This is a genomic window from Providencia sp. PROV252, from assembly GCF_033676005.1.
Taxonomy (GTDB): Bacteria; Pseudomonadota; Gammaproteobacteria; order Enterobacterales; family Enterobacteriaceae; genus Providencia; species Providencia vermicola.
The window spans coordinates 3,319,406-3,331,716 of record NZ_CP096294.1 but is presented as its reverse complement, the minus strand read 5'-3'; the positions used below and the strand labels follow the sequence as shown (position 1 = coordinate 3,331,716).

Genomic DNA, 12,311 nt, shown 5'->3' with positions numbered 1-12,311 from the left:
TCCATATATGAGACACGGTGATGGCTCTATTTTGTCAGAAGTTAACGTCATTGTCAGTTCAAACTGTTACATAAAATGAGCATATAGCTATTTTAGTAGCGAAAAGCCATTGACTCAGCGCTCAGCAACCGTATAATTCAACGCCATCAGCCAGATAGGCTGCCTGCATTAACAATGCGCCCTTAGCTCAGTTGGATAGAGCAACGGCCTTCTAAGCCGTAGGTCACAGGTTCGAATCCTGTAGGGCGTACCATTCTCAAGTATTTCAAAGTCTACAACAGTCTATAAAACCCTTATAAAATCAGTTATCACAAGAAATCATAGTATTCCAAGGTCTAGTCACGTCTATTGAAATCTACAACTATGTGGGGGCATAATTGGGGGCATTACCCCGTTCAATGAAAATCGGTGCCCCCAAATGAAGCTAACAGCCAGACAAGTAGATACTTCCAAGCCAAAAGAGAAAGCTTATAAACTTTCTGACGGTGGGGGCATGTATTTAGAAGTTGCTCCAAATGGCTCTAAGTATTGGCGTATGAAATATAGATATGCTGGTAAAGAGAAAAGGCTGGCTTTAGGTGTATATCCATCAATATCACTCGCACAAGCTAGGGCTAAAAGAGAAGAAGCCAAGCGCATATTAGCGTTAGGTGATGATCCATCGTTGGTAAAGAAAGCCGAAAAGCGAGAAAAAGAGTCTCAGGTCAATAATAGCTTTGAGAAAATCACGCTTGAATGGCATGACTATAAAAAGCCGAATTGGTCGCAAGGTTATGCTGATGACTTATTAGAAGCCTTCCAGAAAGATATCTTCCCTTATATTGGTAAAGCTAGCATTACAGAAATTAAGCCGCTAGATATGCTAGAGGTGCTTAGAAAATTAGAAAAGCGTGGTGTGTTAGATAAGCTAAAGAAGATAAGACAGGCATGTAACCAAGTATTCCGCTATGCAATTGTGACGGGGCGGGCGGAGTATAACCCTGCATCAGAATTAGCTGGCGCACTGTCTACACCAAAAGCAAAACACTTCCCCCATTTAAACGTTAATGAATTACCTGATTTTTTACAGGCACTATCTGTATGTAGTGGAAGTAAGATCACTCAAATTGCGACAAAGCTATTAATGATAACAGGTGTTCGTACTATTGAGCTTAGAGCCGCTGAATGGACAGAAATTGACTTTGATAAAGCTATTTGGGAAATCCCCAAAGAGCGTATGAAAATGCGTCGTCCCCATATGGTTCCACTCTCTACACAGGCGTTAGAATTATTCAGAGAAATACAAACCTTAACAGGGCGGTTTAAGTATATCTTTCATGGCAGGAATGATGCCTCTAAGCCGATGAGTGAAGCGGCAATAAATCAGGTCATAAAACGTATTGGTTATGATGGTAGAGCCACAGGCCACGGATTCAGGCACACAATGAGCACGATCCTACATGAACAAGGTTATAACACAGCATGGATTGAGACACAGCTAGCACACGTTGATAAGAACTCTATTCGTGGAACGTATAACCATGCTCAGTATATTGATGGACGTAGAGAAATGCTTCAATGGTACGCTGATTACATGGGAGCATTAGAGAACGGGGATAATGTTGTCCACGGTAACTTTAAACGTGCTTAAGTAGCCAGCGATCGAATACTGAACCAGACAGTAAAATGTCTGGTTTTTTTATGTTGGAACTGCTTGTTATTACAAAAAATATTTAAAATATTACAGAAGTTATCCACAATTACTATCTAATTAGTACACTTGATAATAAGCAGATATACGATAGACTTTACTTTAGTATTATTTAGTGGACGGTAATAGACCACATGGAAACTCAGGGAGATGAGGCGTGGACATATCTGCATATCGTGAATGGTTAAGCTATTCAGAAATAGTGACGCTTTTAGCGGATAAACAAGATATACAAGTATCTATTGGTGATATCGCAAGGCTCGTCGCAGACGAAGCAATTTCCCCATCTATATATTTTCAAGCCCCCACCCCCGCAAGAAAAGTTTCATTGAAAACTGTTCCATTATCGGTAGCACTTGATGATCCTGACGCATTGATAAAGGCTAATTTAGAAATGCTGAATAGTGACGCAGTAATGCCAGAAACTTTAATTCAGCATGCAATACCAATAAATAATGAGATAGTTAGAATTGATGGACTGTGGGATGCTATGTTTTGCGGTGTAATTAAACACTTCAATGAATGCCTTTATAGCCAGGGTGTTGGGCTTAATGAACCACTGAGAAGTTTATATGGCGTAAGAGGGATTGTATTAATCAAGGGTAATGACTTATATCAGGTATTATCCCCAGTTGATATTAGTGAGTCTTTAAAAATAGTAGAGGCTATGAAATTAGCTCATGCAGATCGTTTGAATCCCTTAGTTGACAAGCATATAGCGCAATTAACACATCTTCTCAATTTAGTTAATAATGGCGATTACGCTCATCAGCTTATGCCTTGTACAAGCGTACCGAGTGGCGCATTGCCTGTAATTAAAAAATCTAATATTTTAAAATTAACAAATAAAGGTGGCTGTAAAGCAGATAAAAAAGAGTCCCCTAAGACTATTAATGCTATGGCTCAATATATATATGGATTAACTTGTGTGAGATACGGGAAAGATATTGCAGATAACCCTCGCTCTCATATTGAAAGTCCAGTAGGGGTAATAAGAAAAGATTTTGATGCTCAGGGTCTTCCTTTGCCTAGTGGAAATACAGTTTCTGGCTGGCTTAAAAATATTGATTCGTAATATTACGAACTATTTTTGTCATATTACGAAAACCTCCAACCTAAAAAAGTATATTCCCTCTTGAGATCTACGGACGTCCACTAAGGCGTATCATTAACTAGATAACAGAGGGCATCATGCCAACAATTACAACCTTAAAAGAAAATCTCATTCGTTTACCTGAAGTAATGCGCCGTACAGGCTATGCTAAAGCGTGGCTGTATGTACTTATTGCAAGAAATGAATTTCCAAAGCCAGTAAAAATCGGTACTCGTTCTATTGCTTTCGTTGAGTCAGAAGTGGATGAGTGGGTAGCAAATAAGATTGCTGAATCACGTACTGGTGAGGTGGCATAATGGAAAAGAAAAACCACCCGTCACAGGTGGCTTCTCAGAATAACGTAGCATTGTCTATTCTACCAAAGAACCCACCGAAAAAAATCAAAGCATGGAAATATTTTTTATCTGCTTATAACGGTTCTACCGAAAATGATATTTTAAAATATTGTCGCTTATCATCAGGTCGTAATTATTTTTCAGAACTTGAAAGAAAGCTGGATATTAATTTAGAGCGTACTGACGAACCGAACCCAGACGGCATTGGATCACATTATCGTTATCGCATTCGTAGCCAGAAAGACGCGCAGAAGGTAATTAACCTCATCAACCAACGCGCCAATGCTGGCGGATATGAAGGCATTTCGAAATCACAATCTGAATTAATTTTGTCGCAGTACCCTACCGAATAATAAGGAAATAACAATATGAAAAATAAAATGACCGTAATGGGTCAGGGATTCGCTCACCCTGAAAACCACTCTAGCGATATTAAGGAATTATCTTTTGCTGAATTATTACCTATTTCACATATTAAAGTAGGCGGATTATCTTCTAGCGTAGTTAGTGCTCGTTCATTACATGAAGCGTTAGGAGTTGGACGTGTATTTTCAAGCTGGTTTAAATCCAGAACGGCTCAATATACATTTATAGAAAATACTGATTACTTTAATTGTGATGGTTCAATTAATGACCAATTAACACCCGAACGGGTGGAAATTAATAAAGTTGGTCGCCCTGAGTCTGATTACTGGATTACCACAAATACAGCTAAAGAATTAGCAATGGTTGAGCGTACCGAACAAGGCCGCTTAATCCGTCAATACTTTATCAAGTGTGAAGAAGCACTACACAAAGTCGCGCCAACAATTACCAAGCAATTACGCCATCAACTTAAATCACGCCTAAAAGTGGCCAGTTACTTTAAGCCGATGTGTTCAGCGTTAGAGCTGGCACGTATGGAGCAAGGCAAAAACACACTACCGCACCATTACACGACTGAGTCAAACATGCTGAACCGTATTGTATTAGGTGGACTTACGGCTAAGGCATGGGCGAAACAGAACGGTATTATTGGCAATCCTCGTGATGCTATGAGCGAGACGCAATTAGAGCACCTTTCATACCTTGAGCAGACCAATACAACGTTAATTGAGCTAGGTATGGACTATCACGCACGCAAGGACAAGTTAATCGGCTTATCTCAGAAGTGGTTAGCGCAACGTGTAGAGGTGGCGCAATGATTACCCTATGTTTAATAAAGGGTATTACCTACCAAGCAAATGATCCCCTACTGGCAGGTGGGGAGTCGGTTAAAATGGACGCCCTTTTATCCATCTTGAATCTAACTTCAAGTTATAGTCAATCAGACAAACTTTCGTCTGGTTACTCAGTCAATATTTTGGCTCAGTGCTCAGCTAAAACTTTAGCCGATGTATCAGCGAAAATTTACGCCAATCAATCACCCAAATTTACGGGAAATAAATCTGGGGAATATTTCTCAGGTTATAAATACGCTGATATTTTGCGCTACTCAAATTTGAGTCACTCAAAACGTGGAGAATTTACACCATTTGCTAAAGGTGATTTTTCTCACCTTTCTAAAGAGGAGAATTATCCTCATTGGCAAGGTTTAATCTGGGTCACTACACGAGGCGGAATTGAGTTATTAGACACCATAAAAAACGAAAGAATTGAGTTTTCGGAGTCCATAAAAAAGGGCAGCCAATCGGCTACCCTTGGAAACGTCGATATTGAATATCGAGCAAGTGAGAACTATCAACATAGCGATCATTTTGCAGTCAGTACAGATAAATACGAATGCTTAGTTAAAAACTTTGATGACAATCACTTTACTTTCCTACTCACTTTTGGCTATAGTAAAAACGCACTAGCAAAATCTAGTGTCAGGATTTGCACCCTGAATATACTAAAGGTGACACATGACGCGCCTTGCGTCTTTTTTTGTGTCTGTGCCTATGCACACCTACAATTTGCGGTATTATATCGCCCAAATTCAATGGTGATGCTGGCAGGGCAACCGAAAGGTTGGCTGGTTTCCTTTAGTACCAGTAGTGCAAACCCTGTCAGTGTCACCACCCCTATAGAGATTTGCACCTCTGGTGGTGACTCCTTAGATAAACTAAAGGAGATCATCGTTATGATGGCAGCCCCTACCCAAACTCAATTCAAATTTCTGTTTTTGAGCATTAAACGCTCAGATACTACCGCTAAACCTTGCCGCATTGCTGTTACAGCACCGAACGAGAACAGTGCAAGACTGATGCTTGTACGTGATTACATTCTGTCATTCGCTGGTCGCTTACCTGCTCAGGAGGTGGCTCATGCGTAACCCTCAACCTAATGACTTCTACACTCACAAAAATAATGGCGAAACCGTCAAAGTTCTATCGGTTCAATTCAACCGTGTGACCTTTCAGAGAGACGGCTTTGATAGTCCTGTCATTGTTCCATTAAGCCAGTTCAGCAACGAATACACCTATGCGGGGAGGGCTTAATTATGGCGGATATCACTATTCATCAAGCCGCTGAAAAGGCGCATCAGGTTGAGTTAATTAACCTACTCATTGAATCACACCCTCACCAGTTACAAGGCAGTGAAATATCCACTTTGGCTTCTCTTATGGCGAAGTTATCAGGTGATGTTTGTGTATTTCTTCAAGAGGAAATTGTGGCACAGGAGGCGAAAGCATGAGTATTTCACGCCTATCTGACGCATTGAACAAAATCCAACGCCTAGCAGAAGCCGCTTTGTCTTTATCAAATCAACGTGATGAAGCAGAACTAAAAATTCAGCTAATTGAAATTATCAGCAAGACAGCAGAAGAAGCCGTATCAGAGGGGGAAGCATGAGCAAGCCTATTCCATTAGACAGAGCCGCATACAAAGCGCAGCAAAACAATTCATTGCTTGCCGTTATCTTGGAGCAAGTGAGTAGTGATTGTTCGCGTGAGTTAATCGACCTCGTTTCTATTGCGTATGACTTCAACGCAGAAATATGCGAATCCCTCGAGGAGGCGACCAAATGAAAACAATTAAATTAAAAGTTGGTCACTTATCTACCTTGGAAGAAGTCGAGCATATCAACGAAGAACTCCAAGCGTTGTTAATCCCACTGTTAACGGCTGTAGAGAATGAGGCTGATACAGATACACATTTTCTACTGAGAGCAGTTAATCGCCTTGTATGTGCTCAAGGGAAAGAAATCACTAGGCTTGCGGAGGTGCTGAAATGAGACAGGTCACTATCAATGCCACCAGCTTAAGCCCATTCATGTATCAAGGTAAGCGAGTAGTGACCTTTGCCATGATTGACGAGGTACACCAACGCCCGAAAGGTACAGCAAAGCGCACATTCAACACGCATAAAAAGCACTTCATTGATGGGGTAGATTACTTTTTGCTCACTAAGTACGTAATACGTACCGAGTTGCCCGAACTGGAAATAGGCGGAAAAGCAAAAGAGCTAATGCTTATCACTGAGTCAGGTTATTTGATGGTTGCCAAGCCATTTACTGATGATTTGTCGTGGCAGGTTCAGCGTTCAATGGTTAACAGTTATTTCCGACTCTCTGAATTCCCAGAAATTAAACACATTCAAATACCCACGCTGGCGGAACTTGAAGCCATGCCAATTGGTGAGGCTCAGAACTTGATTAGCCGTTTAGAAGCTGACTCTTATCAAGGTCACGGTAGGCGCGGTAGTTATGCCATGAACCTACGTCGTAAGGAGAAAAAAGCACTTAAACCAATGGTAATTGCCATTGAGCAAGCCTCACAGCTACACATTCAGGATATGGGGGATTATCGCTCATGAGAACGTTTCAAATCGCAGGATATGGCACAACACCTAAAGGGTTAACGCTAGGTATTTGTAAGCAGGTGATATCTACCACCCAGAAAGACGCACAATCGCAAGTGATGCGAGAAGCGCAACGTGACGGTTTAACCGATATCCGAATTAACTATGTGCGTGAGGTGAAGTAATGAAGCAGGAACAAAAACGCGAAGTGGAAAGGTTACTGGAGCCGCACCAATCAAAAGTATTAATGCTAATCACCTTGCTTTCCACGTGGCTGGACGCAGAGGAATGCGACGAAACCAGAAACATGATCTGGGCAGTGTTGATTGTTGTTTATTCGATTAGGGATGAAATGAACGAAGCGGCAGAGGGAAAATAATGAAACTTAATTATTTTGACAGTGGCGCAGTCGCCAAAATCACCGTAACCAGCAATCTATTTCAATATAAAAAACATCGTCGGGTTGTGGATGCGGTACTACTTAAAGTCAATGTAAGAGCCAGCACAAAGCACGGTTTAGTGATTAAAACAGTTATTACAGGTAAATCCTCGCATGTGTTGCGAGCTTATAAGTTAGCGGTAGTGGAGGCGAACCGATGAATATTACAAACATTAACGCATTCGAGCACAGCGAACACGGTGTAATTCTCATTACTGACGCAGCTAACCAAGAAGCTATCAGCTATACCGAGGCATTGGACGCATTAAATGACGGTAGTTTTGATGGTCATTTATCAATGGGTTTTGAGTTGGTTTTAGCCATTAGCAAAGGTGAGGTTGAAGGCTTTTTTAAATCCACCATTGAGCAAACCGTCATTCTCTGGCGTTGGATTGTTGCCGCCTCTTTTGTCATGGAACAGGCCGACAATAACGGATTTCATCAAACCGATAACGGGAAAGGCGGAAAGATTACCGCAGCAGTGTATCGCAATGAACACGCAGCCTTAACTATTTATGCAGCAAGCGAACGTATGTTATTGGCAAACCACGTTGAGGGCGCAGCTTATGAGCATTACGAATCAGGATATGCCCCTGCTATGGCCATAAGAATGTATAGGGATTTTATCAATCTTGAGCCTAAACAAGGTTGCCGACTATCAGACCGAGGGCGCGAGGGATTATCTATTCTTCATGATGATCTCATTCGGGCGATAGAAGATGGTGAGTTTAGCAACACCGTAACCATTCATTAAAAGGACGTAATGACATGATAACGAAGAATTTTAAAGTTAATTCACTGGCGAATAGCTACGCAGCCGCTATTTATCACGATGTAACCACACGTAATGGCGGTGATTGGTTTCCGATGAATGTAGGCAATAAGGCCATTGAGGTTGCCATTATTGACGGTGTGAAAGGTATTCGAATGCTCGTCGATAGTTATTTGCTGGAAGCACTTAAACAGTCTGTTCCTATGTGGGAAACAACAGCCGTTAGTTTAATGGATCAGTGCGTGATTAATGGCTATATCACGGGTTACGGGCGCGAGGTTTGGCAAAGCATGATTAATGATATGGGCGACTCTTTAGCCGATAAGGGGGCGTTTCAATGAAACCGATTGATGTTATCCGTGAGGTGAAGCTGAAAGCTAACGGACAATGGCAAAACATATTATCTAACCTTGGGGCAGAAGTGCCCCTAAACACGCACACCGCTTGCCCTCATTGTGGCGGTAAAGACCGTTTTAGATTTGACGACAAAGACGGCAACGGCACGTTTATTTGTAACCAGTGCGGCTCGGGTGATGGGTTGGACTTAGTTCAGCGTGTTCTGGGGGGCAGCGTGACAGAAGCCGCTTATGAGGTGGCTGGCATGATTGGTATTGATACCCGTTCAGATAATCCACCAGCCTACCGTAGCCATGAGGTAAAAGCGCAACAGGACGCATTGAAAGCGCAGCAAGCCCAGAACCAAGCTAACGAGCAGGTAGAGAAGCATAAACGCTTTGCAGCGCGATACAGCCGCACAATTGCCAATGCTAAACAGGGTGAATCCGATTATCTCAAGACTAAAGGCTTTGATAGTACCACCGTGACCCTATTAACAGATGGATCGCTAATTATTCCATTGATGGACGCTGACGGCACAATCACAGCCGCACAGACCATTAAACCTAATGGCGAGAAACGGCTATTACTCGATAGTGCGAAGAATGGCAGCTATTACCCTATCAATGAGCCTGTAAATGTTTCTACGGTGATAATCGCTGAGGGATTGGCAACCGCCATGACGTGCCAGTTAATCCAACCAGAAGCGTACACAGTAGCGGCAATTGATGCGGGTAACTTAATTCATGTGGCTAAGGTGATGCGGACGAAGTACCCAGAGAGCCAGATTATCATTGCAGGTGACAACGATATTAAACCCGACCAATCAAACACAGGAAAGCTAGCGGCTGAAAAGGCAGCTAAGGCGGTTAATGGTATTGCTGTTTTACCGCCTACTGATGATAAAGCCGATTGGGATGATTATCGCTTATCACACGGCATTGAGGCAGCAAGACAGGCATTTAATGCCGAAGTGGATAAACAAGGAAGTAAGGTAATGATTGAGATTGATGTAAACCACAAAGCCCTTAAATCAGACCCCATGAAAATACGCATTGAATCACGCGACGACGGTGTATTTCTGGTTACACCTAAAGCGGACAAAGAAACAGGGGAGATCATCAATCATGAACAATGGTTATCTAACGCCATAAAACGCATTACGAAAGGCGTTAATGACCTGAATCAAAAGTATTTGATTTTCGAGTGGGGCAATAACAACGTTCAAGCTGTTCCGATGGGGGATATTGGCGAGCGTGAGGGCTGGAAAACGCTTAAAAATGCAGGGCTAATTGTGACAACTAAATCAGGGCTAAGACAGTCTTTATCTGATTGGCTCTTGCGCCAGAAATTCAAAGAGAATTGGAGTATCACCAATAAATCAGGCTGGCACAAAGGCGCGTACATCATGCCAGACGGCTCAATCATTGGTACACCTGAGCAACCGATATTTTTTAACGGGCAAAGCGCAGCCGCTACCGCCTACCAGACAAGCGGAACAGTAGAAAGCTGGCGGAATGATGTTGCACGATTGGCTAACGGTAATAGTTTTATGATGTTTGCGATTGGCGCAGCCTTAGCCGCACCGATGACGAGTATCACAGGGGCGGACAGCTTTGGTATTCACATTTACGCCCAATCGACAGCAGGGAAAAGCACCACCGCAGATATGGCCGTGAGCTTGTACGGTGATCCCGATTTGCAGCGTTTAACGTGGTATGGCACTGAATACGGCATGACTAACGAGGCTGTAGCGCACAATGACGGGCTTTTGTATTTGGATGAAGTTGGACAAGGGGCAGACCCTAAACACGTCTATAAATCAGCTTACACGCTGTTTAATGGCAAAGGCAAGATACAAGGCGCGAAAGATGGTGGCAATAGGCAGGTTCAAAGCTGGCGGACGGTGGCCATTAGTACAGGGGAAAAAGACATTGAAACCTTTTTATTAAATTCAGGTGTGAAAGTGAACGCAGGGCAATTAGTGCGATTACTAAATATCCCCATAGAACGCGCCACCGAACTACACGAATGTGAAACAGGGAAAGCCCACGCGGATTTAATCAAGGTGAATTGTCGTGATAGCTACGGGGCAGCAGGACGTTATTGGATTGAGTATCTATCGAATCATAAAGACGAAGCTAAAGAAGCCTACAGAGCCGCCCAGCAACGCTGGAATAAGTTAATTCCAAGTAGCTACGGGGAACAGGTACACCGAGCGAGCGACCGATTCGCCACGATTGAAGCCGCTTTGATTATGGGCCGTGTGATTACGGGGTGGAGTGAACAAGATTGTAGGGATGTAGTTCAAGCAATATTTAACGTATGGGTTGCAGAGTTCGGCACGGGAAACAAAGAGTATGAGCAAATCAAAGAACAAGCTGAGGCGTTTTTGAATGCTCACGGATTAAGCCGATTTGCCCCAATTCCTTATGATGTTAGGGATCTACCTATTAGAGACCTTGCAGGATATAGGAAGAAAGGCAGTAACGAGGATGACCCGATAATCTTTTATACCTTCCCGTCCGCCTTTGAGAAAGAAATCGCGGCAGGGTTTAACTACAAACAATTTGCTGAGGCGTTAAAAATGGCTGGCATGTTAACACCACCCACCAGTGGGAGAGGCTATCAACGAAAAAGCCCACGCATAGACGGACGGCAATTTAATGTTTACGTTTTGCAGTTCGCTCCAGATAGCACAGAAGAAGATAACAATTGAGCAACAACTAGCGGAGGGATGAAAATCTCATAATGTTTTTTTCATGTGCGTGATTTTATCGTTTTAGTGTCGGTTCAGTTGGTTCAGTAGATAAGTTTTATTGATTTATAAGGGAAAAATAGCATTTATTGAACCAACACTGAACCAACAAGAGGCTGTTTTGAACCGACAAAGTGGCATTTTGAACCAACACACAGAATTAAAGAGTTTTTCCACTGGATGGCATTTTTAAATTCGATGTTGGTTCATACATAGAAAATGTCGGTTCAAATCATGGGTATGTTGGTTCAGTATTTTTAAATAAATACTTTAAAAACAAGCATCTTTACAAATTGAACCAACTGAACCGACTGAACCAACACCTGATCGCGTATTTAATAGAAAAGTTTTTTTGAGGAAAAAGAAATCATGACCCGAGTGACTTTATCATTAAGAAAAAATAACAATAACGTAACAAATCCACCAGCGACGAACGCATCAAAAAGTATACAAGCTAAAACGCCACAGGAAGCACCACAGCAACCGAAGAAGAAAAACAAGGCAGATGTTCATGCGAAGAAGAAACAACACCGTATCGACCGTATAGCGAAGCATTGGACGCTATTCAGTGAACTAGAAGCCAAGCCGCTAATGATTGGCATCAAGGAAGCCATGATTGCAGAGGTTAAAGATAAAGGACTGGATATCCCAGAGAGCCACATTAAACAGGGATTACGGTCATACATCAGCCGCAAGGCTTATTTGAAAGCCCTTACTCTGGGCGGCAATCGGTTTGATATACACGGACAACCTAACGGAGAGGTTACGCCAGAACAACAAAGCATAGCGGAGAAAAACTGATAGAGTGGCTAAAGAAATGATACAGGAGCCTTATGAAAATTATTTACAGAAGCAAAGGTAATCAAGATGTAATTGAATTGGCTTATACAATTTTTGAGCTTGATAAAATTAAATATGCCATGCAAGCCGTCAGGCGTATCGCTGACGTTAATGTCAAAACTTCAGGATTTATTTTTAGACGCATGGTTATTACAGGTACGCCAGATCAAATCAAAATTGCTAGAAAGGCTCTGATTAGGCGTTACAGATAGTTATTAGTTGAACACCGCCAAAGCATAAGCCGAGGCGGTTATGTATAATTGGC

20 protein-coding genes and 1 tRNA gene are annotated in these 12,311 nt (G+C 42.3%); all 21 read left to right on the top strand.

Translation table 11 applies throughout. The annotated features are described in order from the left end of the window. The first annotated feature begins 176 nt into the window (after positions 1 to 176). The 21 genes from M1F05_RS15465 to M1F05_RS15365 all read left to right on the top strand — a co-directional run bounded on the left by M1F05_RS15465 (position 177) and on the right by M1F05_RS15365 (position 12,258). A tRNA-Arg gene (locus M1F05_RS15465) sits at positions 177 to 253 on the top strand. Between the two features lie 165 nt (positions 254 to 418). Further along, on the top strand, positions 419 to 1,630 hold the full coding sequence (locus tag M1F05_RS15460; RefSeq protein ID WP_102139360.1) for a tyrosine-type recombinase/integrase: 1,212 nt from the start codon (positions 419 to 421) through the stop codon (positions 1,628 to 1,630). A gap of 217 nt (positions 1,631 to 1,847) precedes the next feature. Next, positions 1,848 to 2,765: a hypothetical protein gene (locus tag M1F05_RS15455; RefSeq protein ID WP_318825880.1), complete on the top strand. Its 918-nt coding sequence runs from the start codon at positions 1,848 to 1,850 to the stop codon at positions 2,763 to 2,765. Positions 2,766 to 2,881: 116 nt separating this feature from the next. Then, positions 2,882 to 3,100 (top strand): helix-turn-helix transcriptional regulator, encoded by a 219-nt coding sequence (locus tag M1F05_RS15450; RefSeq protein WP_318825879.1) that lies wholly within the window; start codon positions 2,882 to 2,884, stop codon positions 3,098 to 3,100. Further along, positions 3,100 to 3,492 (top strand): hypothetical protein, encoded by a 393-nt coding sequence (locus M1F05_RS15445; protein ID WP_318825878.1) that lies wholly within the window; start codon positions 3,100 to 3,102, stop codon positions 3,490 to 3,492. The genes M1F05_RS15450 and M1F05_RS15445 overlap by 1 nt, the downstream gene beginning before the upstream one ends. A gap of 15 nt (positions 3,493 to 3,507) precedes the next feature. Continuing rightward, complete coding sequence (locus M1F05_RS15440; RefSeq protein WP_247047692.1) at positions 3,508 to 4,323, top strand: antA/AntB antirepressor family protein; 816 nt, start codon at positions 3,508 to 3,510, stop codon at positions 4,321 to 4,323. After that, positions 4,320 to 5,432: a host cell division inhibitor Icd-like protein gene (locus M1F05_RS15435; RefSeq protein WP_272574680.1), complete on the top strand. Its 1,113-nt coding sequence runs from the start codon at positions 4,320 to 4,322 to the stop codon at positions 5,430 to 5,432. Before M1F05_RS15440 ends, M1F05_RS15435 begins: the two co-directional genes overlap by 4 nt. Then, positions 5,425 to 5,598: a DUF4222 domain-containing protein gene (locus M1F05_RS15430; RefSeq protein ID WP_004265088.1), complete on the top strand. Its 174-nt coding sequence runs from the start codon at positions 5,425 to 5,427 to the stop codon at positions 5,596 to 5,598. The genes M1F05_RS15435 and M1F05_RS15430 overlap by 8 nt, the downstream gene beginning before the upstream one ends. A 2-nt stretch (positions 5,599 to 5,600) precedes the next feature. Continuing rightward, positions 5,601 to 5,795, top strand: a complete 195-nt coding sequence (locus tag M1F05_RS15425) for a hypothetical protein (RefSeq protein WP_239407316.1) — start codon at positions 5,601 to 5,603, stop codon at positions 5,793 to 5,795. Next, positions 5,792 to 5,953: a hypothetical protein gene (locus tag M1F05_RS15420; protein ID WP_004255433.1), complete on the top strand. Its 162-nt coding sequence runs from the start codon at positions 5,792 to 5,794 to the stop codon at positions 5,951 to 5,953. The genes M1F05_RS15425 and M1F05_RS15420 overlap by 4 nt, the downstream gene beginning before the upstream one ends. Beyond that, positions 5,950 to 6,129, top strand: coding sequence for a hypothetical protein (locus tag M1F05_RS15415; RefSeq protein WP_004255431.1), 180 nt, complete (start codon positions 5,950 to 5,952; stop codon positions 6,127 to 6,129). The genes M1F05_RS15420 and M1F05_RS15415 overlap by 4 nt, the downstream gene beginning before the upstream one ends. Further along, positions 6,126 to 6,335 (top strand): hypothetical protein, encoded by a 210-nt coding sequence (locus M1F05_RS15410; protein WP_181489827.1) that lies wholly within the window; start codon positions 6,126 to 6,128, stop codon positions 6,333 to 6,335. Before M1F05_RS15415 ends, M1F05_RS15410 begins: the two co-directional genes overlap by 4 nt. After that, on the top strand, positions 6,332 to 6,916 hold the full coding sequence (locus M1F05_RS15405) for an ORF6N domain-containing protein (RefSeq protein WP_137019073.1): 585 nt from the start codon (positions 6,332 to 6,334) through the stop codon (positions 6,914 to 6,916). Before M1F05_RS15410 ends, M1F05_RS15405 begins: the two co-directional genes overlap by 4 nt. Then, on the top strand, positions 6,913 to 7,086 hold the full coding sequence (locus M1F05_RS15400; protein WP_004265069.1) for a hypothetical protein: 174 nt from the start codon (positions 6,913 to 6,915) through the stop codon (positions 7,084 to 7,086). The genes M1F05_RS15405 and M1F05_RS15400 overlap by 4 nt, the downstream gene beginning before the upstream one ends. Next, positions 7,086 to 7,280, top strand: coding sequence for a hypothetical protein (locus M1F05_RS15395; protein ID WP_004265067.1), 195 nt, complete (start codon positions 7,086 to 7,088; stop codon positions 7,278 to 7,280). The genes M1F05_RS15400 and M1F05_RS15395 overlap by 1 nt, the downstream gene beginning before the upstream one ends. Next, positions 7,280 to 7,501 (top strand): hypothetical protein, encoded by a 222-nt coding sequence (locus M1F05_RS15390; protein WP_239407317.1) that lies wholly within the window; start codon positions 7,280 to 7,282, stop codon positions 7,499 to 7,501. Before M1F05_RS15395 ends, M1F05_RS15390 begins: the two co-directional genes overlap by 1 nt. Next, a complete protein-coding gene (locus tag M1F05_RS15385) occupies positions 7,498 to 8,094 on the top strand; it encodes a hypothetical protein (RefSeq protein ID WP_239407318.1) in 597 nt (198 codons plus the stop codon). The genes M1F05_RS15390 and M1F05_RS15385 overlap by 4 nt, the downstream gene beginning before the upstream one ends. Before the next feature lie 14 nt (positions 8,095 to 8,108). Beyond that, on the top strand, positions 8,109 to 8,453 hold the full coding sequence (locus M1F05_RS15380; protein ID WP_172767324.1) for a hypothetical protein: 345 nt from the start codon (positions 8,109 to 8,111) through the stop codon (positions 8,451 to 8,453). Further along, positions 8,450 to 11,167: a TOPRIM and DUF927 domain-containing protein gene (locus M1F05_RS15375; protein ID WP_239407319.1), complete on the top strand. Its 2,718-nt coding sequence runs from the start codon at positions 8,450 to 8,452 to the stop codon at positions 11,165 to 11,167. The genes M1F05_RS15380 and M1F05_RS15375 overlap by 4 nt, the downstream gene beginning before the upstream one ends. 408 nt (positions 11,168 to 11,575) lie before the next feature. Further along, positions 11,576 to 12,007, top strand: coding sequence for a ProQ/FINO family protein (locus M1F05_RS15370; protein WP_318825886.1), 432 nt, complete (start codon positions 11,576 to 11,578; stop codon positions 12,005 to 12,007). A 32-nt stretch (positions 12,008 to 12,039) separates the two neighbouring features. Next, positions 12,040 to 12,258: a tryptophan synthase subunit alpha gene (locus tag M1F05_RS15365; RefSeq protein ID WP_137019060.1), complete on the top strand. Its 219-nt coding sequence runs from the start codon at positions 12,040 to 12,042 to the stop codon at positions 12,256 to 12,258. Positions 12,259 to 12,311: the final 53 nt, after the last annotated feature.